Annotated in this window: 20 protein-coding genes; 7 read left to right on the top strand and 13 right to left on the bottom strand. The window is 71.7% G+C overall.

What is annotated here, in order from left to right; genetic code table 11:
• Positions 1-25 precede the first annotated feature (25 nt).
• Positions 26-2,599, top strand: coding sequence for an NACHT domain-containing protein (locus LNK82_RS38135; protein WP_230571718.1), 2,574 nt, complete (start codon positions 26-28; stop codon positions 2,597-2,599).
• Positions 2,600-2,608: 9 nt separating this feature from the next.
• Here LNK82_RS38135 and LNK82_RS38130 read toward each other — a convergent pair whose 3' ends face one another.
• The 5 genes from LNK82_RS38130 to LNK82_RS38110 all read right to left on the bottom strand — a co-directional run bounded on the left by LNK82_RS38130 (position 2,609) and on the right by LNK82_RS38110 (position 8,209).
• Positions 2,609-3,637, bottom strand: a complete 1,029-nt coding sequence (locus LNK82_RS38130; RefSeq protein WP_230571717.1) for a patatin-like phospholipase family protein — start codon at positions 3,635-3,637, stop codon at positions 2,609-2,611.
• Positions 3,638-3,725: 88 nt separating this feature from the next.
• The gene (locus LNK82_RS38125) at positions 3,726-4,853 is read right to left on the bottom strand and encodes an iron-containing alcohol dehydrogenase (protein ID WP_230571716.1); all 1,128 of its coding nucleotides are present in this window, start codon (positions 4,851-4,853) and stop codon (positions 3,726-3,728) included.
• A complete protein-coding gene (pgk, locus tag LNK82_RS38120) occupies positions 4,850-6,010 on the bottom strand; it encodes a phosphoglycerate kinase (protein WP_230571715.1) in 1,161 nt (386 codons plus the stop codon). Before pgk ends, LNK82_RS38125 begins: the two co-directional genes overlap by 4 nt.
• Positions 6,000-7,115, bottom strand: a complete 1,116-nt coding sequence (gene argC, locus LNK82_RS38115) for an N-acetyl-gamma-glutamyl-phosphate reductase (RefSeq protein WP_230571714.1) — start codon at positions 7,113-7,115, stop codon at positions 6,000-6,002. Before argC ends, pgk begins: the two co-directional genes overlap by 11 nt.
• Before the next feature lie 110 nt (positions 7,116-7,225).
• Positions 7,226-8,209, bottom strand: coding sequence for a hydroxyacid dehydrogenase (locus LNK82_RS38110; protein WP_230571713.1), 984 nt, complete (start codon positions 8,207-8,209; stop codon positions 7,226-7,228).
• 400 nt (positions 8,210-8,609) lie between these two features.
• Here LNK82_RS38110 and LNK82_RS38105 point away from each other — a divergent pair, with 400 nt between their 5' ends.
• The 5 genes from LNK82_RS38105 (at position 8,610) to LNK82_RS38085 (ending at position 14,998) form a co-directional block, all read left to right on the top strand.
• Complete coding sequence (locus tag LNK82_RS38105) at positions 8,610-9,212, top strand: DUF4956 domain-containing protein (RefSeq protein WP_230571712.1); 603 nt, start codon at positions 8,610-8,612, stop codon at positions 9,210-9,212.
• A complete protein-coding gene (locus LNK82_RS38100) occupies positions 9,209-10,042 on the top strand; it encodes a polyphosphate polymerase domain-containing protein (protein ID WP_230571711.1) in 834 nt (277 codons plus the stop codon). Before LNK82_RS38105 ends, LNK82_RS38100 begins: the two co-directional genes overlap by 4 nt.
• Positions 10,033-12,126, top strand: a complete 2,094-nt coding sequence (locus LNK82_RS38095) for a CotH kinase family protein (RefSeq protein ID WP_230571710.1) — start codon at positions 10,033-10,035, stop codon at positions 12,124-12,126. The genes LNK82_RS38100 and LNK82_RS38095 overlap by 10 nt, the downstream gene beginning before the upstream one ends.
• Positions 12,127-12,315: 189 nt before the next feature.
• Positions 12,316-13,275: an endo-1,4-beta-xylanase XynA gene (xynA, locus tag LNK82_RS48015; RefSeq protein WP_308257434.1), complete on the top strand. Its 960-nt coding sequence runs from the start codon at positions 12,316-12,318 to the stop codon at positions 13,273-13,275.
• 277 nt (positions 13,276-13,552) lie between these two features.
• On the top strand, positions 13,553-14,998 hold the full coding sequence (locus LNK82_RS38085) for an MFS transporter (protein WP_230571709.1): 1,446 nt from the start codon (positions 13,553-13,555) through the stop codon (positions 14,996-14,998).
• 58 nt (positions 14,999-15,056) lie between these two features.
• Here LNK82_RS38085 and glgB read toward each other — a convergent pair whose 3' ends face one another.
• The 8 genes from glgB to LNK82_RS38045 form a co-directional block, all read right to left on the bottom strand.
• Entirely contained in the window at positions 15,057-16,841 is a 1,785-nt protein-coding gene (glgB, locus tag LNK82_RS38080; protein ID WP_230571708.1) for a 1,4-alpha-glucan branching protein GlgB, read from the bottom strand.
• Positions 16,838-18,148: a maltokinase N-terminal cap-like domain-containing protein gene (locus tag LNK82_RS38075; RefSeq protein ID WP_230571707.1), complete on the bottom strand. Its 1,311-nt coding sequence runs from the start codon at positions 18,146-18,148 to the stop codon at positions 16,838-16,840. The genes glgB and LNK82_RS38075 overlap by 4 nt, the downstream gene beginning before the upstream one ends.
• Complete coding sequence (treS, locus tag LNK82_RS38070) at positions 18,145-19,869, bottom strand: maltose alpha-D-glucosyltransferase (protein ID WP_230571706.1); 1,725 nt, start codon at positions 19,867-19,869, stop codon at positions 18,145-18,147. Before treS ends, LNK82_RS38075 begins: the two co-directional genes overlap by 4 nt.
• Positions 19,869-21,836: a maltotransferase domain-containing protein gene (locus tag LNK82_RS38065; RefSeq protein ID WP_230571705.1), complete on the bottom strand. Its 1,968-nt coding sequence runs from the start codon at positions 21,834-21,836 to the stop codon at positions 19,869-19,871. The genes treS and LNK82_RS38065 overlap by 1 nt, the downstream gene beginning before the upstream one ends.
• Positions 21,837-22,018: 182 nt before the next feature.
• On the bottom strand, positions 22,019-22,432 hold the full coding sequence (locus tag LNK82_RS38060) for a VOC family protein (RefSeq protein WP_230571704.1): 414 nt from the start codon (positions 22,430-22,432) through the stop codon (positions 22,019-22,021).
• Positions 22,433-22,511: 79 nt separating this feature from the next.
• Entirely contained in the window at positions 22,512-23,315 is an 804-nt protein-coding gene (locus LNK82_RS38055; protein WP_230571703.1) for an SDR family NAD(P)-dependent oxidoreductase, read from the bottom strand.
• Between the two features lie 39 nt (positions 23,316-23,354).
• The gene (locus tag LNK82_RS38050) at positions 23,355-23,672 is read right to left on the bottom strand and encodes a putative quinol monooxygenase (RefSeq protein WP_230571702.1); all 318 of its coding nucleotides are present in this window, start codon (positions 23,670-23,672) and stop codon (positions 23,355-23,357) included.
• Positions 23,669-24,100, bottom strand: a complete 432-nt coding sequence (locus tag LNK82_RS38045; protein ID WP_230571701.1) for an ester cyclase — start codon at positions 24,098-24,100, stop codon at positions 23,669-23,671. Before LNK82_RS38045 ends, LNK82_RS38050 begins: the two co-directional genes overlap by 4 nt.
• A gap of 660 nt (positions 24,101-24,760) precedes the next feature.
• Here LNK82_RS38045 and LNK82_RS38040 point away from each other — a divergent pair.
• Entirely contained in the window at positions 24,761-25,588 is an 828-nt protein-coding gene (locus LNK82_RS38040) for a helix-turn-helix transcriptional regulator (RefSeq protein WP_230571700.1), read from the top strand.
• Positions 25,589-25,651 lie beyond the last annotated feature (63 nt).

Below are 25,651 nucleotides of genomic sequence, written 5' to 3'. Positions count from 1 at the left end.
GGCGCTCCACGGCTAGTCTCGTTCCATGGTGCGCAACCGGATCGCCGCGGCGGTGCTCGGTTGCGCCCTGGCGGTTCTGATCGGCAGTTGGGTGTTCGCCGGAACCAGCAAGACCGACGAGGTGTCGAGCATCGTCGCGGCGATTGTGGCCCTGCTCTCCGCGTTGTTCTGGGTGCTGCAGAACAGCCTGCCCGGCATGGCGAAGACGGCGCGGGTCGACCAGCTCGACCTGGCGGTGCGCGAGCTGGCCGAGGCCGTCGTCGAGCAACTGGAGGACGAGGTCCGGCTGCAGGGCCTGCGCGACACCGTGCCGGCGAAGATCAGGTGGGAGGTGGCCGGGCGCGGGCGCCGCGGACCGGCCGTTCCCGCCGCTCGACGGCCGCCCGACGAGGAGGTCGCCGAACCGCTCAGCGAGTACGAGCGGGCGATCCTCGACCTCTACTCGTCCTCGCCGGCCGGTCGCCGCCGGTTCGTCGTCGTCGGCGCGCCCGCGTCCGGGAAATCGGTTCTCGGGTTGTTCCTGGCGCTCGCGCTGTTGCGTTCGCGGGCGCGTTCCGACGCGGTTCCGGTCGTGTTGCGCCTGTCCGGTTGGAGCCCGGCTTCGGAAAGCTTCGGATCGTGGGTCGTGCGCACCCTGGGCGACCACTACACGTTCTTGAAGAACACGCCGATCTACGGCGCGAACGTCATCGCGCGACTCATCCGGACCAAGCGACTGGCCTTCGTCCTGGACGGTCTCGACGAGGTGGACGAGCACGACCGCGGCGCCGTCGTGGACCAGATCAACGATTTCCTGCCGAAGGCGACCTCGCTCGTCCTCACGTGCCGCACGGAGGACTACGGGCCCGCCTTGAAGAAGCGCTTGCGCGCCCTGAACGCGACCGAGGTCGTTTTGCGGCCGTTGGCGGTCGAGGACGCGATCGACTTCCTGAGCGAGGCCGACGACGGTTACGAGGCCGCGCCGGGCGTGGCCGAGTCCCACCCCGAGAGGGGATGGACCAGACTTTTCCGCATTTATCGGGTCTCCCCGGACGTGCGTGACGACGTGGATGCCGTCGAACCCGGTTCACGGCTCCTGTCCACCCGCCCGGAGAAGTGGCGATCGCTGTTCCGGTTGCTCGAACAGCCCGGCCCGTCACCGGTCAAAGAGGTCATGACCGTGCCCCTTTACGCATCCCTCGTGCGGAGCAAGTACGGCGACGACGACGCGCGGCCGGCCGATTTCGTGCGCCGCGTCGACCACCTCGACGAGGCGGGGATCAAGGCACTCCTGATCGAGGACCTGCTGGCCAAGCTCGACGCGGACCCGGCGCCGCGCGACTCCGGGTCGCGAGCGGACCCCACACGGCGCTGGCTGCGCCTGGTCGCGGCGGACGGCAAGCCGAGGTTCGAGTGGTGGCGGGTCTACGAGTTCGTGCCCGCCACCTGGTGGTCGGTCGTCGCGGGTGTCCTGGCGGGCTTCGTCTACCTGTTGACCAGCGGTTTCCCCGAAGGACTCACCCGAGGCATCACGATCGGCCTGGTCCTGGCCATGACGATCGGCCTGACCCGCGGCGCGCTCGGCGGGGTGCGGTGCGGCGCGCTGGCGGGCGTGACCACCGGGCTCGCCGTGCTCGCGGGCGCGCTGACCATGTTGCACCCCGTGGACGCCCTCTTCGTCGCCGCCGAGCTGGGGGTCGCGATGGGCGTGGCCGTTGCCGCCGCGCGCAGCATCGAGCGCTCCACCAAGGCGGTGCTGAAGAGCAGCATCGTCACGGGGGTGATCACCGCGTTCGTCACCGCCGCCCACGAGTGGACGGAGAAGGACGCCCAAGCCGCGCTGGTGCGCGGGCTGACGACCGCGCTCGGCATCTGCTTCAGCGTGTTCATCGCGGGCGTCCTGCTGCGCCGGCTCGAGGTGGCCCGGCCGACCCGCCAACCCGTGCCGCTGGACCCCGCCACCGCGCGGCGGGAACGCCGCCTGCTGCCGTACCTGGCGCTGGGCGTGGTGAGTGGGTTGGGCATCGGCCTGGCCGGCACGCTCATCGGCGCCCTGCGCTACGGGGCCGTGGGCGGTTTCCGGAGCGGCCTGGAGTACGGAGCCGTGGTCGGGTCGGTCTACGGCCTCACCGCGGGGCTTGCGGTCGGCCTCGCGGGCGGGTACGTGAGGTGGATGAGCGAGCCGACGCCGAAACCGGTCGCCTCGACCCCGGTCAGCACGCTCCGCTCGGCACGCACGGTCGCGATGACCTACCTCGTGCTGCCCACCGTCGCCTCGGCGATCGTGATGTGGGCCTTCCACCTGGCCGCGGCGCGCCTCGGGGTGAGCGGCCTGCTGGCCGAGTACGCGGCGAACGTCTCGTGGCAGTCCGGCGCTGCCCTGGGCGGCTGCATCGGACTGGTGTTCGCCCTGTGCTTCTCGCCTTGGTGCTCGTACGTCATCGCCTCCGCATTGCTGTGGGCGGCGAAGCGGAGCCCTTTGCGGTTGATCGCCTGCCTCGAACGGGCGAAGAACCTGGAGATCCTGCGGCAGGACGGCGCGGCCTACCGATTCCGGCACGACGAGATCGGGCAATTGCTGGCCCGCGAGCACCGTTCCGAGTCGGCCGTCAATCCGTGAGGTCGACCGTCACTCCGCAGGAACGACGGTCCAGCGCGGCACCGCGCGAACCGAAGCGCGTTCACCGCCCGCGCCCATCCGGAATGTCGTGTACACCATTTCGTAAGACCGCTCGACCGCGTGGACCAGCGGACCCAGCCGGGTTTCCCACCGGCTGATGGTGTCCTCACCACTGGCCGGCGCGAGGTCGAGCACGAACGGCGGATCGGCGTTCGGCGCGTCCCGTTGGGAGGCCAGCCAGAGCAGGCCGTCGTACTTCTTCCGCGCGTGGTCGAGGTACAGCGCGCCCAGTCCTCTCCGCGCCCGGTCGAGCTGCCGCGCGGTGAGCTTGCCGAGCAGCGACGGCTTGGTCGAGTAGCCGCCGGTGGGGAACGTGCTCAGCGACAGCACGTGCGTGCAGCCGTCGTCGACCGCGAGGGTGTACGGCAGCGCGGCCAGCATCGACCCGTCGACCGCCCGCTGCCCCCGGTACTCGGCCGTGCCCCTGACCAGCACCGGACGCCACGAGCCCGCGCGCAGCGCCTCCTTGAGGTCGGCCTTCGACTCGAAGGAGGTGACCAGCAGGGGTTCCATCCGATCGACCAGGGTGACGGCCACCCCGAGCGGCACGGGACCGCTCAGCACCTTCTCGTAGTCGAGCGGGCGGACGTGCTCCATCACGTCGTCGAAGAGCAGGTCGAGGTCGAGGATCGACCTGCCGCGCAGCACCCGCTTGAGGTCGATGAGCCCCCGGGCGGGCAGGTCCCGGTAGTACAGGGGCAGCGATTTCCACGTCTCGCCCGCGAGGAAATAGGCGCCGCTGATCGCACCGGCCGATGCGCCGTACACCGCGTCGAAACAATCCGCGAAGCCGAATTCCTCCAAGGCGGCCAGCATGGCGGCGGACACCACACCGCGCATACCGCCACCCTCGACGGCCAGGCCGACCTTGTGCGGATCCGTGCGCTGACCGGGTTTGCTGTTACCCACCCGACGTTCGTGAAGAATTCTCAGCACCGGGTGGGTGACGGACAGGTCGGGCGTGCTGTCGGCGGACATCCCGCTCCTCGTTGGGCGCCGTGACGAATAGCGAATGGCTGATGGTAGTGCGCGACCGTCGAGGGCGGCAAGGAGCCCTTTTGTGCGATCACCGCCGAAATGCGGCCAGGTAGATGTCGCGGATGACCGTTTCCCCCACGTTCGGGATCGGATCGTTGTCGACATTCCCGGTGACGCCGCCCACCAACGCCGGTAGGTCGTCCGACGAGAAGCCGAACGAGTCCGGCGGCGCGCCGACGCCGATCGCGGTCGTCAACCGGTCCACCCCGTCGGCAACGTCGTTGACGCCCATCAGGCGCGCGACGGCGGCGAACCGCTCCCCCGCGTGGACGGTCGCGTGCGCCAGCCACGCGGGGTAGAGCAGCGCCAGGCCGCGGCCGTGCGACACCCGAACTCCCGGCACCGAGCCCATCGCCTGCTGGAGCCGGTGGGGCAGGCAGGTGCCGGCGTTGGCCACGGCGAAGCCGCCCAGCAGCGACGCCAGCGCGAGGTCCGCGCGCTGCTCCGCCCCGAGCGCCCCGGCCGCGATCTCGGGCAGCCGGCGCACGAGGAGGGGCAGGGCCCGTTCGGCGGCCCACCGCACCGCGTCGTCCGACCGGCGGGCCACGCAACCCTCGACCAGGTGGGTGAACGCGTCGAACCCGGCCGCCACCGCGACGTGCGCGGGCACCGTCACCAGCAGGTCCGGGTCGACCAGGGCCACGCGCGGGAACAGGTCGTCGCCCCGGATACCCGCCCGCAGCCGGCGGGACGTGTCGGTGATGATCGCGCCCTTGGTCACCTCGGCGCCGCTGCCCGCGACCGTCGGCACCGCCACCACCGGCACGGCACGCGGGTCGCGGTCGAGCGCGGGTGCGCCGACCAGCGGTCCGACGGGCCCGGCGCGCAGCCCGACGGCGGCGGCCTTCGCCGCGTCGATCGCGCTGCCACCGCCCAACCCGACGACCACGTCGCAGGAAGCCGCCAAGCCCGCCCCGACGGCGGCGTCGACCTCGGTGTCCAGCGGCCCCTCGGACACCTGGTCGAAGACCGTCACCGCGACACCAGCACCCGCCAACGAGGTCGTCGCGGCGGCGAGCAGCCCGTGCTCACGCGCCGCCGACCGGCCGCACACCAGCAGCGCGCGACCGCCCAGCGCCCTGGTCCTGGCCCCCAGCTCGGCGAACCGCCCGGCGCCGAACACCACCGCGGTCGGCAGGGACACGTCGAAGATCACCGCGTCACACCCCCGGTCCGGCGGAGCGCGTCGAGGACGGGCAGCGTGCCGTGGCCGAGGAAGTGCAAGGCGGCGCCGCCACCGGTGGACGCCGGGCCGTACCACGGCAGTTCGGCGACCGTGTCGCCGCCGAGCAGCAACGCGTCCACCGACGGGGCGCGGAACGCGGCGAGCAGCACGTCGGCGCTTCGGCGAAAGCCGTGCGCGTAGAGGCACGGTGTGCCCGCGAGCAGCGCACGACCACCCGCGGCCAGGCGGTCGAGCCGGTCGTGCAGCCACGGTCGCGGCACGAAGTCCACGATCGACCACCCCGGCGGCACGCCGTCGCGCACCGGCACGACGGCGAAGCGGGTCAGGTCGCGGTCGGCCACCACGACCTCGCGCGGCAGGTGGATCTCGGCGCGGTTGTCCCGGGCCAGCACCCGTTCCGCCGCGCCGGCGTCACCGGGCGCCGACGCGCCGATCCGGTGCCCCGTCGCGCGCAGCAGGCCGTTGAGCACCGCGCCGCCGGGCACCACCAGGTCGTAGCACTGGGCCAGCGCGTCCAGCCCCGGCGTCGTCTTCTCGCGCTTGACACCGCCGAGCACGGCGACCGAGTACCGCGTCGAGGCGCCGGACCACGGCGCGAGCAGCGCGAGCTGCGCCACCACGCTGTCGGCCAGGTAGCCGGGCAGGTGGTCGAGCAGGCCGACGTTGGACGCGTGCGCCCGGTGCGCCTTCGAGAAGCCGCCGACGGCCACCGCGTCGCCGAGCGCCGCGAACCGCCGCGCCAGCCCGGGGTCGTTGCCCTCCTCCCCCGCGTGCTCGCGGGTGTTGCCGAACAGCACCGCCTCGCCCGGCCGCAGTCGCCGTGCCCGGTCGACGGCGTCCGCGGTGTCGTTGTCCGGGTGGTGCTCCACCACCGTGCCGAGCCGGTCGGACAGGTACTCCGCCACGAAGTCGAGGGAGGCTGCGGAGCGGTCGCGGTGCGATCCCTGGTGCGACAGGATCGCGATCCGCCCGCCGGCGCCCAGGATCCGGCGGAGGTCCGGCAGTTCCTCGTCGATCCTGGCCGTGGCGGCCAGGTCCGGGCGCACGTTGAAGCCCGCCGAGTAGATCCACCGGTCACCCGGCCGGATGTCCACATCGGACAGCAGCGGCACGCCGTCACAGCGCATAGGCCCGCAGCCCGGTCGTCTCGGGCAGCCCGAGGGCGGCGTTCATGTTCTGCACGGCCGACCCGGCGGCGCCCTTGACCAGGTTGTCGGTCACCGCGACGACCTTCGCGATCCGCCGCTCCGGGTCGACGTCGACGCCGAGGTGGCAGAAGTTCGACCCGACCACGCTCCCGAGCCGCGGGTACAGGTCGTACTGCTTCTCGTCACGCGCGCCGACCTTCGGCCGGGTGTTCACCAGGACGAAGTGCTCGCCGTCGTGGCCCGCGCCGTAGGCGTCGACGTACCGGGCGAGCAGGTCCTCCCGGGACACCCCCTCGGCGAGGTGGACGTTGGCCTGCAAGTGGATCCCCCGGGCGAAGTCGCCGTGCGCGGTGTTCAGGTCGACCACGACCGGCTCGCCGGTCTCCGCCGCGAAGAACTCCTCCAGCTCGGGGGCGTGCCGGTGGCCCGACAGCTGGTACGAGAGCATGGACGCGGTCATCTCGGCGTGCATCACGGCGGTCTTGGGCTCGCTGCCCGCGCCGGTGCTGCCGTTGACCGCGTGGACCGACACCGGCGCGTCCCGCCGCCACCACCCGGTGCGCAGCAACGGCGTGAGCGCGAGGACCGCGGTGATCGCGTAGCAGCCGGGGTTGGCGATCAGGCGGGCGTTCGCGATCTCCTCCCGGCGCAGCTCGGTCAGGCCGTAGACGGCTTCGGAGAGCAGCTCGGGATCGGTGTGCGCGCGTCCGTGCGCCTGCTGGAACGCGGCGGGGTCGCGGAAGCGGAAGTCGGCGCTCAGGTCGACGACCAGCACGTCCCGCTCGAGGTAGTGCCGCGCCTGGCGCATGGCCTCACCGGTCGGCGTGCAGAAGAAGACCACGTCCAGCGACTCCGCCCGGTCCCGGAGCCCACCCTCGTCGAGGAACGCCAGCCCGGCGCCGAGGAGGTTGGGGTGCACGGCGTCGAACGCGCGGTCGCCGCGCGAGGTGGGCAGGATCGTCGCCACCTCGGGGTGGCCGAGCAGCAGTCGGCACAGCTCGCCGCCCGCGTGCCCGCTCGCGCCGACGACCCCGGCGGTCAAGCCGCCGACCGGTCGCCGACCCGCGGACGTGGCTGTGCGCACGGGCGTCCCCCCTCGGCCGGGCCAGGAGTGCGGTGCTCGGACCCGAGGCTAGCGGCCCGCGCGGCGGGCTCGGCGGAAGTTCGTCGCACCGGCCGTGCGTGCTGCGGTGATCAGCGGTCAGGCCGTTGCTCCCGGGCCGCCGCGGGGATCGGCGACCCACCACCGAGGGCGCCGATGACCGTGTCGACCACGACGTCCCCGATGCGGCGTTGCGCGTCCACCGACATCGCGCCGATGTGCGGGGTGAGGACGACGTTGTCCAGCCCGGCGAACGGGCTGACGCCGCCCTCCGACTCGTGCACGTCGAGGCCGGCGCCCGCGATCGTGCCGTCGCGCAGGGCCGCCGCCAGGGCGTCCTCGTCCACCACACCGCCGCGCGACACGTTGACCAGGACGGCGTGGCGCCTCATGGCACGCAGCTCGGCCGCGCCGATCAGGCGCCGGGTGAGGTCGGTCAACGGCACGGCGAGGCAGACGACGTCGGACTCGCGCAGCAGCGTCGGCAGGTCCACCACCTCGACGCCCTGCCGGGCGATCGCCGCCCGCCGCGACGGCGTCGGCAGCCGGATCGCCGTGCGCAGGCGCGGGGAGAACCCGGCCAGCATCCGCGCGACGCGGGCGCCGATCTCGCCGAACCCCACGAGCCCGAAGTCCTTGCCGCTCAACTCGTGGCCCACCAGCTCCGCCTTCGGCCACCGACCGGCGCGCACGTGCCGGTCGGCGAGGGCGATCCGGCGCGACACCGCGAGCGTCAGCCCGATCGCGAGTTCAGCGACCGCGGTGGCGGAGGCGCCGGGGACGGTGAACACGCGCACCCCGGCACGCCAGGCGGCCTCCAGGTCGATGTTGTCCACGCCGGTGCCCGCCCGCACGACGACCTTGAGCTTCGAGGCGCGGCCCAGGACGGACGCGGTGAGGTGCACGCCGCTGCGCAGGACGATCACGTCGGCGTCGGCCACGAGGTCGGGCAGCTCGGCGGCGGACGGCCGCGGGCGCACGAGCACGTCCGCCACGCGGCGCAGGCGGTCGACCGCCGTGCCGTCGATCGGGTCGACCACGAGGACCTTCGCCGTCTCGATGACCGTCCCCCTCACCCTCGACGTGACCGGGTCCATGGTCCTGCGGACGTCACCGTTGGGAAGACCCCGTGCCCGTGGCGCGCCCCTCCTTGGTCAACTTAGCTCCACCCGATCCGAAAGTTTCGGTACCGTTTGACATGGGTCGATTACCGCGCGTACGGCTCGGCGGGCCTGCCAAAAGGCGGCACGATTCACGGCCGAATGGCCCTCACCAGCGAAGCATCCACGTTTTGAGACACGTCAGTACACCGGCAGTTCATTGACGCGACACCACAGTGGCCCCTATCGTTTCGATCGAGTTCCCGAAAGTTTACCTGAATATTCGAAAGTTTCGGCGACCGTCCTGCAGACCCCCGCCAAGAAGCGGGCGGTGCCCAGCCGACCTCGGCACGCGGCTGTAGGAGGAACGAACGAGATGTCACAACTCGTCCTGTTCGCGATCGACATCTGTGCGGTGGTGCTGCTCGTCTTCGGGCTCTACTTCCCGCGGCACCGCCGACGCGACCTCGTCGTCGCCTACCTGGGGGTCAACATCGGCGTCCTCGCCGTCGCGAGCGCGCTGAGCACCAGCAACACCGGTGCGGGCATCGGGCTCGGCATGGCGCTGTTCGGCGTGCTGTCGATCATCCGCCTGCGCTCGACGGAACTCGACCAGCACGAGGTGGCGTACTACTTCTCCGCCCTCGCCCTCGGCCTGCTCGGCGCGTTGAGCACGTCGTCGATGTGGCTCAACGGCGGCCTCATGGGGCTCATCGTCGTGGTGATGTTCCTCGGCGACAACCGGAAGCTGTTCCGCCACTACCGGCACCAGATCCTGGTCCTGGACTCGGCCATCACCGACCACGTCACGCTCGTCGCGCACCTGGAGCAGCTGCTCAACGCCAGGGTGCACACCGTCACCGTGCAGCGGCTGGACCTGGTGAACGAGACCACGATCGTCGACGTCCGGTACGCGCTGACCCCGCACGCCCTGACCACAGCGCACACCGCGTCCGCACCTTCGGGAGCGCGCCGATGACCACGACGACCTCCACGCCCGCCCTCGCGCGGATGGCCCCGGTCGGGCTGGCCGAGCTGGTCGAGCGGGCCGCGTTGCAGACCAGGGTCGACCGCAAGTACGTCGTGCCGGCCGCGGCGCTGCCGCACCTGCTGGAGCAGCTCGCGCCGCACGCGCGGGTGCTCGACATCGGCGGTGAGCGGACGTTCCGCTACGAGTCGGTCTACTTCGACACGCCGCGCCTGTCGAGCTACCACTCCGCGGCCTACCGCAGGCGCCGTCGGTTCAAGGTGCGCACCCGCACGTACCTCGACTCCGGCGAGTGCTGGCTGGAGGTCAAGATCAGCGGCGCCCGGGGCAGCATCACCAAGCACCGGCTGCCGTACCACCCGGACGACTGCGACACCGTCCGCCCGGGACGCGACTTCGTCGACGAGGCGCTCGCCCGCGAGTCGATCGCGCCCGACGCCGACGGCTCGCTCGACCCGGTCCTGGTCACGGGCTACCACCGCACCACGTTGCTGCTGCCGGAGTCCGCGAGCCGGGTCACCATCGACACCGCGCTGTCGTGGCGGCACGACGACGCCGCGCTGCGGTTGTCCGGCCTGGCCGTGATCGAGACCAAGACCGCCTCGGCCGCCTCGCCGGTCGACCGCATGTTGTGGCAGCGGGGGGTGCGGCCCGCCCGGATCTCCAAGTACGCCACCGGTCTGGCCGCGCTCCGCCTCGACCTGCCCGACGCGCCGTGGCGACGGACGCTGCGCCGCCACTTCCGGGGCGCCACGTCGTCGGTCGGCCCGGTACCGACCACCCCGTCCCACCGAACCGAACAGGAGGCATCGTGCGTCTGACCCTCCGCAGCAACGGCGCCGCGGCGACGACACACCAGGCCAAGGGGCTCGCGGTCGCCGCGGTGCTCCTCACCGGTCTGCTCATCCCGTTGTCCGCGGGCGCCGAACCCGGCTCCCCCACGGGATCCACCGGCGGCACGGCCGCCGCCGACGCCATCGCCGCCGCGGCGGCGGCCGACGACCTGGTCGGCGACATCACGTTCTCCGTGCCGAGCGGCACGTTCCAGGGACAGGTGTCGGTGTCGTTGAGCACCACGATCGCCGGCGCCCAGATCCGCTACACCACCAACGGCCAGCTGCCCACCGCGCAGTCGACCCCCTACCAGGGCTCGGTGCAGCTCACCAGGACGACACAGCTGCGCGCACAGGCGTTCGTCAACAACGCGGCCTCCGGGCGTCCCGGCACGGCGATGTACGTCGCCCGCGAGGCCACCGCCACCGCGCACGACCTGCCGGTGGTCGCGATCGACTCCTACGGCGCGGGCAAGCCGCAGCGCGAGTACTTCGACGGCGCCACCATGATCTTCGAACCGCAGGCGGGCGGCACGACGTCGTTGGCCGCGACCCCGACCGTCGCCACGCGCGGCGGGTTCAAGCTGCGCGGGCAGTCGTCGGCCTCGTTCGAGAAGACGCCGTACCGGCTGGAGTTCTGGGACAACGCGGGCGACGACGCCGACTACCCGGTGCTCGGCATGCCCGCCGACTCCGACTGGGTGCTGCGCGGACCGTTCACCGACAAGTCCCTGATCCGCGAGGCGTTCATCTACGACCTCGGCCGCGAGATGGGGCTCAAGGCGCCCCGGTACAAGTTCGTCGAGTTCTACCTCAACACCGACACCACTCCCGTGGGCGCAAGCGACTACATGGGCGTCTACATGATGGTGGAGACCATCAAGAACTCGAAGAACCGGTTGGACCTCAAGGGTCTGGACGAGGACGACACGACCCTGCCCACGATCCAGGGCGGGTACATCTTCAAGTTCGAGTGGATGGCGGCCGAGGAGCCGACGCTGGCGTGCACCGGGCCGACGAACACGTGCTGGAACTACCTCGAGGTGGCCGACCCCGACCCGTTGAACACCCAGCAGCGGGACTGGTTGCGCGGTCACATCCAGGAGTTCCACAACGTCCTGCGGGCGTCGAACTTCGCCGATCCCGTCACCGGGTACCAGAAGTACATCGACGTGCCGTCGTTCATCGACCACATGATCGTCAACGAGCTCAGTCGCGGCATGGACGCCTACCTCCGCAGCGCCCACTTCTACAAGGACCGGGACAGCAAGATCTTCGCCGGGCCGCTGTGGGACTTCGACCTCACGTTCGGCGTCGGCGGGTTCTTCCAGAACGACCAGGTCGCCGGTTGGCAGCACCTGCAGACCCGGCAACCGATCGCCAACGACTGGTACGCGCAACTGCTGCGCGACCCGGCGTTCGTGAACCAGGTCAAGTCGCGCTGGCAGGCGTTGCGGCGCGGCCTGCTCTCCGACTCCTCGTTGGCGGCGCGGGTCGACGCCCTCGCCCGGCCGCTGACCAACGGCGCCCAGCGCAACTTCCAGCGCTGGCCGAACCTCAGCTCGCCGACCGTCGGCTTCTTCCGCACCCCGACCGCACCCACGTGGCAGGGTCAGGTGCAGGCGATGCGGGACTGGATGCAGCGCCGGATCACGTGGCTGGACTCGGCGCAGGGCTGGGGCGGTTCGACCACACCCACGTCGACCACGACCACGACGTCGACCACGACCACCACCACAACTACGACGACCACGACCACGCAGCCCGGCGGTGCGCGGTGCTCGGCGACGTACACGGTGGTCAACCAGTGGCAGGGCGGGTTCCAGGGCGAGGTCCGCGTGACGGCGGGCACCTCGGCGATCAGCAACTGGACCGTGTCGTGGACCTACACCGGCGGTGAAACGGTCAGCCAGTCGTGGAACGCGACCGTGACCAGCCAGGGATCGACGGTCACCGCCCGCAACGCCGCGCACAACGGTTCGGTCGGCGCGGGTGCCGGCACCACGTTCGGGTTCCTCGGGACGTCCACGGGGTCGCCCGGCACGCCGATGCTCACGTGCACCGGTAGCTGACGACCCGACGCGTGCCCGACACCACCCCCGGTGTCGGGCACGCGGTCGTGCGAATGCCTTTCCGGCCCTGTCACGTGAATCCGATCGGCGTACCCGACCGGAAAGTTTCGCAAACTGTTGACCGCACCCGAGGGCCGACTCGATGCTATTCGACGTCGATCAGCAATGCTGCTGAAAGGAATTCCCACGATGTCCGTCAAGATCAAAGGCGGGAGGTTGCTCCCGCTGACGGCGATCACTTTTCTGCTCATGGCGATCGTGACGTCGAACGCCCAGGCGGCGGTGACCACCAACCAAGAGGGCACCAACAACGGCTACTTCTACTCGTTCTGGACCGACAGCCAGGGCACCGTCTCGATGGAGCTCGGTTCCGGCGGCAACTACAGCACGTCGTGGCGCAACACCGGCAATTTCGTGGCGGGCAAGGGCTGGGCCACCGGCGGGCGGCGGACGGTCAACTACTCGGGCAGCTTCAACCCTTCCGGGAACGCCTACCTGACCCTTTACGGGTGGACCCGGAACCCGCTCGTCGAGTACTACATCGTCGACAACTGGGGCACGTACCGGCCCACCGGGCAGTACAAGGGCACGGTCACCACCGACGGCGGCACCTACGACATCTACAAGACGACGCGGACGAATGCGCCGTCGATCGACGGTACCCGGACCTTCGACCAGTACTGGAGCGTCCGGCAGTCGAAGAAGACCGGCGGCAGCATCACGTCCGGCAACCACTTCGACGCGTGGGCGCGCAACGGGATGAACCTCGGCAGCCACTACTACATGATCATGGCGACCGAGGGCTACCAGAGCAGCGGCAGCTCCAACATCACCGTCGACGGCGTGTCGGGCGGCAACCCCGGCACCGGCAACCCGGGCACCGGCGGCTGCACCGCCTCCCTGTCCGCGGGTGACAAGTGGAGCGACCGCTACAACCTCAACGTCTCGGTCAGCGGCTCGTCCAACTGGACGGTGACGATGAACGTGCCGTCGCCCGCGAAGGTCCTGTCGACCTGGAACGTCAGCGCGAGCTACCCGAACGCCCAGACGCTGACCGCGAGGCCCAACGGCAGCGGCAACAACTGGGGCGTGACGATACAGGCGAACGGCAACTGGACCTGGCCGTCCGTCTCCTGCGCGGCCGGCTGACCCCGCCCCGAACCACCGACCACACGTGGCGGGGCGGGCGCCAGGCGGCGCGCCCCCGTTAAGTGAAACAACCCCACCGGGGCGCGCCCCGCCGCCCCCCCCCCGCCCCCCCCCCCCCGGGGGGCGCGCGGCCCCCGCCCCCCCCCCCCACGTTTACGTCAACTACCCATAGCCGCGCGGAATTCGGCGTTGAACGGCCGTCGCCCTGGATCGGTTTCCCTCCGATGAGGACAGTGGAGGCGCAATCCGCTTTCCCATCGTCCTAGGGAGTTCGACGTTGTCCAGTACAGCTGAAACGCGGGCCGGGCGGCCGGCCGCCGGTGGGGCGCGCGGTGGGCTCGTCCTGCTGTTGTTGTGCGCCGCGCAGTTCATGATCGTCCTCGACTTCTCCATCACCAACGTCGCGCTGCCGACGATCCAGACCGACCTCGGCTTCTCCGCCAACGACCTGCAGTGGGTGGTCAGCGCCTACGCCCTGACCTTCGGCGGGTGCCTGCTGCTCGGCGGACGGGTCGCCGACCTGCACGGGCAGCGGCGGCTGTTCATCGTCGGGTTGTTGGTGTTCGGGCTCGCCTCGCTGTTGGCCGGGCTCGCGCAGGACGCCGTGCAGCTGGTCGTGTTGCGCGGTGTCCAGGGTTTGGCGGCGGCGTTCGTGGCGCCGGCGGCCCTGGCGTTGTTGACGACGTCGTTCCCCGAGGGCCCGGCTCGCAACCGTGCGCTGGGCGTGTGGGGCGCGGTGCTGTCGTTGGGGTTCGTGTGCGGCGTCATCGCGGGCGGTGTGCTGACCGACCTGCTCAACTGGCGGTGGGTGTTCTTCATCAACGTGCCCATCGGCGTCGTCACCGGTGTCGCGGCGGTCCTGTTCCTCACCGAGGCCGCCCGGCCCGCCAACCGCACGAAGCTCGACCTGCCCGGCGCGGTCACCGTCACGGTGGCGTTGATCAGCCTGGTCTACGGGTTGTCGGTGGCGCACACGCACGGCTGGCTCGGCGCGACGACGTTGACCGCGTTCGCGTTGTCGGCCGTGCTGCTGGTGGCGTTCGTGCTCATCGAGAACAAGGCGCCGCACCCCCTGGTCCCGATGAGCATCTTCCGGCTGCGGGCCCTGGTCGTGGCCAACGTGACGAACCTGGCGCTGATCGGGGCGTTCGTCGGCTCGACCTACATCGTCACGCTCTACCTGCAGGTGATCGAGCGGTACACGCCGTTGCGCACGGGGTTGACGTTCTCGGTGCTCGGCCTCACCGCCATGCTCGCCGGGTTCGTCGCGGGCCGGATCGCGGCGCGGATCGGCTCACGGGCCACGATGGTCCTCGGCGTCGCCGCGCAGGCGGTCGGGTCGCTGGCGATGGCCGCGCTGCCCTCCGGCACGGCGGGGTTGGTCGCGGTGCTCGTCGGCACGGCCCTGGTCGGGTTCGGCAACATCACGGCCGTCGTGATGATCATCATCTCGGCGACGGCGGGCGTGCCCGACGACCGGCAGGGGCTGGCCGGCGGTCTGTTCAACACGTCCCAGCAGCTCGGCTCCGCGCTCGGCGTCGCGCTGTTCGCGGCCATCGCGGTGAGCCGCACGGCCGGTGAACTGCCGGCGGGCGCGTCCGTGGCCGAAGCGCCGGCGGCGGCCCTGCTGTCGGGCTACCGGTTCTCGTTGCTGCTGTGCGGTCTGCTCGCCGTCGCGGCCGGGTTGTTCGCCGCCCTCGCCGACCGTCGCCGGGCGACCTGATCCTCCGCACGCGAAAAGGCTCGTAGGACGTGCCGGTCCTACGAGCCTTCTCGCGTGCTCAGATGCGGGTGAACCAGACCGCGGCACGGGCGGGCAGCGCCAGTTCCGCCACCGCGCGCCCGTCCTCGGGCACGGCCACGACCGCCTCGGGCGCACCGGCGCCGCCGAACTCGACGGCCTCCGTGTGCAGCAGCACCCGCCACACCCCGGACGACGGCAACGGCAGACGGAAGCCCGGCCTGGGCTCGCCGAAGTTCGCCACGCACACCACGTCGGGCACGCCGGCCGCGCGCCGCGCGTACGCCACCACGGCGCGTGCGGGGTCGTCGTCGACCAGCCACTCGAAGCCGTCCGGCCGGTCGTCACCCCGGTACAGCGCCGGGTGCGCGGCCTGCACCCGGTTCAGCGCCGACACCAGCCGCGACACGCCCGCGTGCACGGGGTCGTCCAGCAGGTCCCACGCCAGCTCGCGGTGATCCGCCCACTCGTGCGGCTGGCCCAGTTCACCGCCCATGAACAGCACCTGGCCGCCGGGGTGCGCCCACATGTGCGCGAGCAGCACCCGCAACCCCGCCGCGCCACCGGTCTTGGCGATCAGCGAACCCTTGCCGTGCACGACCTCGTCGTGCGACAGGGGCAGCAGGTAGCGCTCGCCCCAGGCGTAGGCGGCGGGCAGCTTCAGCCGCTCGTAGTCGCCGTCGCGGAAGTACCGCAGCGTGTCGTGCATCCAGCCCAGGTTCCACTTGCGGTCGAACCCCAGACCGGACGGCGCCGTGACGCCCGGCCAGGTGGTGGACTCCTCGGCGATCAGCAACGCGTCCGGGTGCAGCCGCTGCACGGTCGCGGTCAGCTCCCGCAGGAACGCCACCGCCTCCAGGTTCTCGTTGCCACCGCGCTCGTTCGGCTCCCACTCCCCCGGCCCGCGCGAGTAGTCGCGGTAGAGCATCGACGACACCGCGTCCACCCGCAGGCCGTCCACGTGGAACTCCTCGAGCCAGTACAACGCGTTGGCCACCAGGAAGTTGCGCACCTCGGGCCGGCCGAAGTCGAACACGTACGTGCCCCAGTCGGGGTGCTCGCCCCGGCGCGGGTCGGGGTGCTCGTACACCGGCACGCCGGTCAACCGCCCCAACGCCCAGTCGTCCTTGGGGAAGTGCGCGGGCACCCAGTCCAGGATCACCCCGATGCCGCGCTGGTGCAGCACGTCCACCAGGTGCCGCAGGTCGTCCGGGCTGCCGTGACGCGCGGTCGGCGCGTAGTACGACGTCACCTGGTAGCCCCACGAACCGCCGTACGGGTGCTCTGCCACGGGCAGCAGCTCCACGTGCGTGAAGCCGAGCCCTGCCACGTAGTCGGCGAGCTCGGCCGCCAGCCCCCGGTAGCCGAGCCTGTGCCCGTTCTTCTCGGTCATCCACGACCCCAGGTGCACCTCGTACACGCTGATCCGGTCCGGCCGGTGCCGCCACGCGCCGTCCGCCCACACGTGCCGCGACCGGGTCACCACCGACTCGGTGGCGGGCGGCGGCGTGGTGCGGAACGCCAGGGGGTCGGCCTTGTCCCGCCACACGCCGTCCTCACCCAGGATGCGGAACCGGTAGCGGTGTCCCTCGCGCGCGTCCGGCACCACGGCCTGCCAGACGGGGATCAGCGGGTCGCACGCCAGCTCCGCCGAGCCCCACTCGCCGCTCACCCGCACCGCACGGGCGCCGGGCGCCCAGAGGGCGAAGCGCACGCCGTCCTCCACGACGTGCGCGCCCAGCACCTCCCACAGCCGCTCGTGCCGCCCCTCGGCGATCAGGTGGCGGTCCAGGTCGGCGAGCGCGGGCGTGACGACGGCGGTCACGACGACCCCGCGACCAGCGCGCGCACGGCCCGCAACGGCACCGGCAGCCAGCCCGGCCGGTTCGCCGCCTCGTACCGCACCTCGTACAGCGCCTTGTCGAGCTGGTAGGCCCGCAGCACGGTGGACGCGGCCCGCAGGTCGAGGCCCGACTCGCTGGCGTACCCGGCGAGGAACGCGCGCTGCGTGTCGTGCACCCAGTGCCGGCTGCGGCGCTCGTCCTCCACCGACCAGTACGTCGCGGTCAGCCGGTGGTGCCCGGCCACGTAGTCCAGCGACCGCAGCATCCCGGCCACGTCGCGCAACGGCGAGTCGGGCCGGGCCCGCTCGGCGGGTGGCGCGGCCGGCTCGCCCTCGAAGTCCAGCAGCACCCAGCGGCCGTTGCCGCGCAGCACCTGGCCCAGGTGCAGGTCGCCGTGGACGCGCTGCACCTCACCCGGTTCCGCGGCGCGGACGCGGTCGCCCAACGCCACCCGCAGCGCCGCCGCGTAGGGCCGCAACGTCGGCGCGACCTCCAGCGTCTCGGCCAGCCGGATCAGGAACCGGTCGGCCAGCGCCTCGTGGTCGGCGGGCGCGGCGCCGAGCGCGCGGCCCAGGTCGGCGTGCACGGCCGCGACCGCGACACCGAGCCGTCCCAGCTCGCCGACCAGGTCCAGCTCGCGGGGCGTGCCGGTGAGCGTGTGCCCCAGGTCGGCGCGCGCGGCCTCCCACCCCTCGACGCCGTCGTCCACGAAGGCCTCGACGAGCCCCAGCGTGTCCGTCCCGTCCAACGTGATGGAGCCGAGCAGGCGCGGCACGTACAGGCTGTCGCGCAGCACCCGGTGCAGCGTGAGGTCGGGGTTCTCACCCGGCCACACCCGGCGGAACGCCTTGAGCACGCTGTGCCCGCCGACCACCAGCGAGGTGTTGGACTGCTCCACGCCCATCGGCCGCACGTCGCCCGCGGGCTCCGGCAGGTCGACGCCGGGCTCGGGCCGGAACGCCACCGCGCCCGCCGCACCGGCCCGCGCCACCAGCTCGTACAGCCGCGTCACCAGCTCCGGGTCGGCGAGCGCGTCGTAGTGCACCTCGCCGTCGACGGCCCCGATCACCGCGTCCGCCAGGCCCGCGGGCAGGTCCGTGCGGATGCCGACGGGCACGTGGAAGCGACCGTGCGCGGTGCCGACGACGGCGAGCACCCCGCGCACCGGCCCGTCCGCGAAGGGCTCCACCCGCTCGACGGTCACCTCGCCCGCGTCCTCGGCGGGGAACCACCGCTGCCGCGGCAGCCATTCGGCCAAGCCGGGTAATCCCGTGATGGCAGTGGTCATCGCGACGGCACCTCCATGTGGACGGCGAACCAGTAGAAACCGTGACCGGGCAGGGTGATCTGGTACGGGGCCGCGCCGATCACCGGGAACTCCACGCCGCCGGTCAGCTCGGTCAGCTCGTGCCCCTGGAACTCGCGCAGGTCCAGCTCGACGGCCTGCGGGTGGCGGGACAGGTTGTTCACGCACAGCACGATGTCCTGGCGGCCGTCCTCGGAGACGTGCTCGCGCAGGTAGGTCATCACGGCGGCGTTGCCCGAGGGCAGCTCGCGGAACCCGCCGAGGCCGAACGCGCGGTGCCGGCGGCGGACGTCGATCATCCGCTTGGTCCAGCGCAGCAGCGAGCCGGGGCTGTCGATCTGGGCTTCCACGTTCAGGCTCTGGTAGCCGTAGACCGGGTCGGAGATGACGGGCAGGTACAGCCGGCCCGGGTCGCCGGCGCTGAACCCGCCGTTGCGGTCGGGCGTCCACTGCATCGGCGTGCGCACGCCGTCCCGGTCGCCGAGCCAGATGTTGTCGCCCATCCCGATCTCGTCGCCGTAGTACAGCACCGGCGACCCGGGCAGCGACAACAGCAGCGCGGTGAACAGCTCCAGCTGGTTGCGGTCGTTGTCCAGCAACGGGGCCAGGCGCCGCCGGATGCCGATGTTGGCCTTCATCCGGGGGTCCTTGGCGTACTCGGCGTACATGTAGTCACGTTCCTCGTCCGTGACCATCTCCAGCGTCAGCTCGTCGTGGTTGCGCAGGAAGATGCCCCACTGGGCGCCGGCCGGGATCTCCGGCGTGGCCGCGAGGACCTCCGAGATCGGCACCCGCGACTCCTGCCGCACGGCCATGAAGATGCGCGGCATCAACGGGAAGTGGAACGCCATGTGGCACTCGTCGCCGCCGACGCTCTGGTCGCCGAAGTAGTGCACCACGTCCGAGGGCCACTGGTTCGCCTCGGCCAGCAGCACGCGTCCGGGGTACTCGTCGTCGACGACCTTGCGGCACAGCCGCAGGAACTCGTGCGTCTCCGGCAGGTTCTCGCAGTTGGTGCCCTCGCGCTCGAACAGGTACGGCACCGCGTCCAGCCGGAACCCGTCGATGCCGAGGTCGAGCCAGAACCGCAGGACGTCGAGCATCGCCTCCTGGACGGCCGGGTTGTCGTAGTTCAGGTCGGGCTGGTGGCTGAAGAACCGGTGCCAGTAGAACTGGCCGCGCACCGGGTCGTAGGTCCAGTTCGACGTCTCGGTGTCCACGAAGATGATGCGCGCGTCGGCGTACTTGGAGTCGTCGTCGCTCCACACGTAGAAGTCGCCGTACGGCCCGTCGGGGTCGCGCCGCGACTCCTGGAACCAGTGGTGCGAGTCGGACGTGTGGTTGAGCACCAGGTCCGTGATGACCCGGATGCCCCGCTTGTGCGCCTCGTCCAGCAGGTGCACGAAGTCCTCGATCGTGCCGAACTCGGCCAGCAGCGCGCGGAAGTCCCGGATGTCGTAGCCACCGTCGCGCAACGGCGAGTCGTAGAACGGAGGCAGCCACAGGCAGTCCACGCCGAGCCACGCGAGGTAGTCCAGGTGGTCGGCCAGCCCGCGCAGGTCGCCCGAGCCGTTGCCGTCGGCGTCGTGGAACGCGCGGACGAGCACCTCGTAGAAGATCGCGGACTTGTACCACTCCGGCTCGACGCCGATGGGCGTGGCGGCGGGCGGCGCCTCGCCGCTGGGCAGCAGGCGGCGCGGCATCAGGCCCTCACCGCCACGATGTGCGCGACGGCGCGGGCGGGGTCGAGGCGCACGTAGTTGCTCGCGCCCCACTCCCAAGTCCGGCCGGTCACCTCGTCGTGCGCGGTGAACGCGGGCGGTACGCCCAAGGCGGCGAGGTCCGGGGTCAACGTGCCCTCCTGCGGTCGGTCGGGGTCGAGGGTCACCACGGCCAGCACGGTGTCGCCGGTCGCGGGGTCGCGCTTGGAGAACGCCAGCAGCGCGGGGTTGTCGACGGCGTGGAACGCCAGGCCGTCCAGCGACCACAACGCGGGGTGCGCGCGGCGGACGCGGTTGAGCAGGGTCAGCCACGGCTCCAGGGAGTCGCCCCTGGCCCGAGCGGCGGCGTAGTCGCGCGGGCGCAGCTCGTACTTCTCGGAGTGCCGGTACTCCTCGCCGCCGGGCGTGGCCGCCTCGTTCTCGTACAGCTCGAAACCGGAGTACACGCCCCACGTCGGCGACAGCAGCGCGGCCAGGGCGGCGCGGATGGCGAACATCGCCGGCCCGCCCTCCTGCAGGTGCCTCGGCAGGATGTCGGGCGTGTTCACGAACAGGTTCGGCCTGGCCTCGTGCGCGTGCGCGGCCAGCTCCTTGCCGAAGCCCTCCAGCTCCGCCTTGTCCTCGCGCCAGGTGAAGTACGTGTAGGACTGCGTGAAACCGAGGCGGGCCAAGCCGTACAGGCGCGCGGGCCGGGTGAACGCCTCGGCCAGGAACAGCACGTCCGGCCGGTCCCGGTGCACCTCCTCGATCAGCCACGCCCAGAAGTCCGGCGGCTTGGTGTGCGGGTTGTCGACCCGGAAGATCCGCACACCGTGGTCGATCCAGAGGTGCACCACGCGCAGGATCTCCGCGTACAGGCCCTTGGGGTCGTCGTCGAAGTTCAGCGGGTAGATGTCCTGGTACTTCTTGGGCGGGTTCTCCGCGAACGCCACGCTGCCGTCGGGCAGGCGGGTGAACCAGTCGGGGTGCTGCCCGACCCACGGGTGGTCCGGTGCGCACTGCAGCGCCAGGTCGAGCGCCACCTCGATGCCCAGTTCGGCGGCCCGCGCCACGAACGCGTCGAAGTCGGCGAACGTGCCCAGCTCCGGGTGGATGGCGTCGTGTCCACCGTGGACGGAGCCGATCGCCCACGGCGAGCCGACGTCGCCCTCCAGCGCGACGAGCGTGTTGTCCTTGCCCTTGCGGTTGATCTCGCCGATCGGGTGGATCGGAGGCAGGTACACCACGTCGAAGCCCATCGCGGTGACCCGGTCCAGCTCCTCGGCCGCCGTGCGGAACGTGCCGTGCACAGGCCGTCCCTGCGCGTCCACGCCACCGGTGGATCGGGGGAAGAACTCGTACCAGGAGCCGAACGCGGCCTTCGGCCGGTCCACCCAGAGCCGGTGCGGCACGCCCTCCGTGACCAGGTCGCGCACCGGGTGCTCGTGCAGCTCGGCGAGCACGGGCTCGTCCAGCGCGGCGGCCAGCCGGTCCGCCAGCGGCAACGCGCCGGAGCGCAGCCGGGCCGCGGCGGCGCGCAGCAGCACGCCGTTCGCGTCCTCGTCCAGCGCCGCGCGTTCCAGCAGCCGTGCGCCGAGCTCCAGGTCGTTGGCCAGTTCGGTCGCGCCCTGCCCGGCGCCGGTCTTGGCCCGGATCGCGTGCAGCCAGGTCGACCACGGGTCCGACCACGCGTCGACCCGGAACTCCCACTCCCCCACCGCGTCCGGCACGATCACCGCGGCCCAGCGGTCCGCGCCCGCGTCGTCCACGCGCATCCGGGTGCTCTGCCAGGCGCCGTCCGGGCCGCGCCAGCAGACCGTGGCAGCGACCGCGTCGTGGCCCTCGCGCCACACCGCGGCCCGCACCGGCACGTGCTGCCCGACCACGGCCTTGGCCGGCCGCGCACCCGACGACACCGCCGGGGAGACGTCGTCCACGACGAGTCTCCCCACCGTCGCGTCATCCTTCATCAGGTCCACCTCTCGGATTTCCGCGGGCTTTCGGAACTCTTCGCCCACGTCTTCCGAGAATGACCGGGTATTACGCGTGGAACCACCATCGCGGAACCACTCGGAAAATTCGACGTAGTAGCCCGGAAAAGCACGTGACCCGGCCTCGACGAGATCGAGGCCGGGTCACGTGCGGTGGTGTCCTACAGGTCGTCGCGGTAGCCCTGGCTGACCTCGACCACGACGCCGTCGGGATCGGTCAGCCACGCGCTGCGCCAGCCCGGGATGAAGCCGTCGAAATCGATCGGACCCAGGTTGACCTGCGCGTCCTCGCCCATCTGCGCGAGCAGGGCGTCCACGTCGTCGACCTGGAACGCCAGGTGGCGCACGGTGCCGACGTGGTCCGGGCCGTCGCGCTCCACCAGCGTGGGCGCGCCGGCCGCGTCCACCGCGGCGCCGCCGAACAGCTCCAGGTACGCCTCACCCGACTTCAGGAAGACGATGGAAGTCTCCCCGAGGTCGAAATAGCGGGCGCGCTTGAAACCGAACCAGCGCGTGTAGAACTCTTCGGTCGCGGCCAGGTCGCGGCAGTTGAGCGCGACGTGGGACCACTTCATGGGATCGCCTTTCGGTGAGGGCAGTCGGCGACCCGTTCCCGCGTGACGTCGGTCGGCGCGGGGGTCAGTCCGGGTGGCGTCAGGTCGGAGGGAGGCCGACCAGCTCGCTGCTGAGCCGCCACAGCCGCTGTCGCGCGGACGGGTCGTAGCACTGCGCGTTGGCACGGGCTTCGCGGACGCCGTCGTAGTAGCGCCCGGTGATCCCGGCGAGGTCGTCGGAGAGCGCGAGGCGCAACGTCGCCTCGGAGCCCTCCGCCACGGTGCTCATGGTGTAGCCGAAGGTCTCGTGGACCATCTTGGTGCCCATCAAGGACGCCGGGTGCAGGCTGTTCACGGTGGCCTGCGCCGGGTCGAGCCGCTCGGCCAGCTCGAAGCAGGTCGCGATCTGGGCCAGTTTGCTCTGCCGATAGGCGCGCAACGGCTCGTAGCCCCGGTGCAGCATCACGTCGTCGAAGTCGATCGGGGACTGCCCGGCCGACGCGACGGTGACGATCCGCGCGGCGGGTCGCAGCAGCGGCAGCAGCAGCCTGGTGAGGAGGAACGGGGCGAGGTGGTTCACGGTGAACCGCAGTTCGTGTCCCGCTTTGCCTTCCAGGCGCTGGTCGTCGCGGCGTCCCGCGCCCATCCCGGCGTTGTTGATCAGCACGTCCGGCCGCGCGCCGTCGTCCGCGAGGCGTGCGGCGAAGTCGCGGACCTGGTCGAAGTCGGCGAAGTCCGCCAGGTAGGTCCGCACGTCGCCGCCGAGGTCACGCGCCGCGTTCGCGAGGCGTTGCTCGTCGCGGCCGTGGATCAGCACGGTCGCCCCGGTCGCGACGAGCCTGCGGGCCAGGTCGAGCCCGAGGCCGTCGGTGGCTCCGGTGACCAGGAAAGTGCGGTCCTTCAACGGTGTTCTCCTTCGGATCGACTCGCGACCGGCCGCCGGTCAGCCGAGCTCGGTGACCGCGCGCACGCGCTGGGAGACGGGGTCGCCCTCCAGGCACGGCGCGAAGTCCTCCCAGACCGGGATGATCTTGGCGAGGTGGTCGTCGAGGTGCTGCTGACTCTCCCAGCGCTCGAAGAGGGTGAACTTGTTCCCGTCCTCCTCGTGGCTGAGCCAGACGAAGTCCACGCAGCCGTCGTCCAACAGGGACAGGCGCTGGATCTCGGCGAGCGTCTCGACCGCCACGCGGCGGTGCTCGGGCTTGACGGTGATGTGCAGCAGGAACGTGGGCATGGTGATCCCCTTCACGGTCGTGGTCACGGCAGCGGCACCCCGAGCTGGCGCAGCAGGCCCGCGGTGTCGGCCTGGACCCAGCGCTCGGCGATCCGGCCGTGCTCGAACCGGAAGACCTCGATGCTGGTCCAGGTGATCGGCTCACCGGTGGCGCGCTGACCGAGGAAGTCCTTGACGAACCGCCCGGTGAAGGTGATGTGGATGACGACCTTGTCGTCGCCGGCCGGGTAGATCAGGTCGTGGTGCGAGGTGAACGCCATCGCCTCGTGCGCCTCGGCGAGCAGCACCTTGAGCTCGGCGACGTCGCGGACGCTCCACGCCGGGTTGTTGTCGACGAAGCCGGGCGCGAACAGCGCGTCCATGTCGTCGTAGCGGCGCTCGTTGACGACGTCGTTGAGCGTGCGGATGGCGAGGACGTGCTGCTCCTCGACCCGCAGCGGATCTGTTGTGGTCACTGGGTTTCCTCCGGTGCCGAGTGGACTGTGCGCCACCCAGCCTGCCGAGCGCGGCCGGGCCGGACAATCAGCCCGGGTCCACTGTGGCAACTGCGCTCAGACGTGGTGGGAGCCGCCACGTCGACCGTGCGGAACGAGGGCTCGACGCGGCCGATGCCGTGCCCGGACACCCTCCGACCCTCCGGGGCGAACTGCTCGGCCCCGGCTACGGGATCACGTAGGGGCAGGATCACAACGCCGGCGGCCGGTCCGGCCCGGCGGGTGGCACCGGTGAGGCGGGCGAGGTCGGCGATCGGGTCGACGGGTTCCGGGTCCGGCGGGGACCGATCGGCACGGGCGGCCGGGTCGGGCGACGCCGGGTGTTCCCCCGCCCAAGGCGATTCACCGCCCGGTTTCCGGGCCGGCTGCGCGATCCCGTTGGGGCCGGTGGTCGGCGCAGTGCTCGACGAGGGCCGGGCCACCACCGGCGGCGCGGTCCAGACGGGGCCGGCCGTCGGCCCAGCGCTCGACGTGGCGAAGGCCACCCCGCGGCGGCGCGACGACGACGTCACGACGGTCTCCCATGGTGGGAAGGGAACGTTGAGCGGGCCGTGCGACCGCCGTGTGCGACCTACGATGTCGGCGTTGCACCCGGCTCGGCCCGACCGCGGAGAAAACCCGATGACCGACCACCGCAAACGTGAGCTGGGCGCGTTCCTGCGCGCACGCCGGGAACGGCTCAAGCCCCAGGACGTCGGCCTGGCGTCCGCCGGCCGCCGGCGCACGCCCGGCCTGCGCCGGGAAGAGGTCGCGCAGCTGTCCGGCGTCGGCCTGACCTGGTACACGTGGCTCGAGCAGGGCCGCGACATCCCGTCGTCCCGGCAGGTGATCGAGGCGCTGGCGACGGCGTTGCGGCTGGAGGACGACGACCGCGACCACATCTTCGAGCTGGCCGGGCTGCGCGCCGCCGAGCCGCGTTCGCCGGACGGCGAGCTGCCCGCGCTCGTGCAGCGGGTGCTGGACAACCTGATGCCCAACCCCGCGTACGTGTTCGACCAGCGGCTGGACATCCTGGCGTGGAACGCGGCGCAGGCGATGCTGTGGGTCGACCCCGCGACGGTCGAGCCGCCCGAGCGGAACCTGCTGTGGCTGATCTTCACCGACCCGCTCGTGCGATCGCTGCTGGTGGACTGGGAGTCCGCGGCGGGCAGCGTGCTCGGCCAGTTCCGCGCGGCGGCCGGGCGCAACAGCGGCGACCACCGGTACGCCGAGATCGCGGGCCGGTTGCGCGAGGCGAGTCCGGAGTTCGGCAAGCGCTGGGACTCCTACCCCGTGGCGGAGTTCGACGTCGAGGTCAACCGGCTCGACCACCCGAAGGTCGGCCGCATCGACCTCGACCTGCTGCACCTGCGCCTGGTCGAGCACCCGACCCTGACGGTCGTGCTGCAGACCCCGGTCGGCCCGGTCGACTCGGCGCGCATCGCGACGCTGCTCGACCGCTTCGACTGACGCGCCCCCCGGCGGACGCGGGGCGGTGGGCGCCCGTCCCGGGGGGATGCGGCGCGGCCAGGA

Origin of the sequence: Saccharothrix luteola, from assembly GCF_020859565.1 — a bacterium.
GTDB lineage: Bacteria > Actinomycetota > Actinomycetes > Mycobacteriales > Pseudonocardiaceae > Actinosynnema > Actinosynnema luteola.
This window is presented reverse-complemented; position numbering and strand designations above follow the sequence as displayed.

Excerpts from the sequence above, each read along its gene's own strand:
- treS (WP_230571706.1), bottom strand. The coding sequence starts at position 19,869 with ATGCCGCGCCGCCTGCTGCCCAGCGGCGAGGCGCCGCCCGCCGCCACG.
- LNK82_RS38065 (WP_230571705.1), bottom strand. The coding sequence starts at position 21,836 with ATGAAGGATGACGCGACGGTGGGGAGACTCGTCGTGGACGACGTCTCC.
- pgk (WP_230571715.1), bottom strand. The coding sequence starts at position 6,010 with ATGCGCTGTGACGGCGTGCCGCTGCTGTCCGATGTGGACATCCGGCCG.
- LNK82_RS38075 (WP_230571707.1), bottom strand. The coding sequence starts at position 18,148 with ATGACCACTGCCATCACGGGATTACCCGGCTTGGCCGAATGGCTGCCG.
- LNK82_RS38040 (WP_230571700.1), top strand. The coding sequence starts at position 24,761 with ATGACCGACCACCGCAAACGTGAGCTGGGCGCGTTCCTGCGCGCACGC.
- LNK82_RS38060 (WP_230571704.1), bottom strand. The coding sequence starts at position 22,432 with ATGAAGTGGTCCCACGTCGCGCTCAACTGCCGCGACCTGGCCGCGACC.
- LNK82_RS38100 (WP_230571711.1), top strand. The coding sequence starts at position 9,209 with ATGACCACGACGACCTCCACGCCCGCCCTCGCGCGGATGGCCCCGGTC.
- LNK82_RS38105 (WP_230571712.1), top strand. The coding sequence starts at position 8,610 with ATGTCACAACTCGTCCTGTTCGCGATCGACATCTGTGCGGTGGTGCTG.
- LNK82_RS38130 (WP_230571717.1), bottom strand. The coding sequence starts at position 3,637 with ATGTCCGCCGACAGCACGCCCGACCTGTCCGTCACCCACCCGGTGCTG.
- xynA (WP_308257434.1), top strand. The coding sequence starts at position 12,316 with ATGTCCGTCAAGATCAAAGGCGGGAGGTTGCTCCCGCTGACGGCGATC.
- LNK82_RS38135 (WP_230571718.1), top strand. The coding sequence starts at position 26 with ATGGTGCGCAACCGGATCGCCGCGGCGGTGCTCGGTTGCGCCCTGGCG.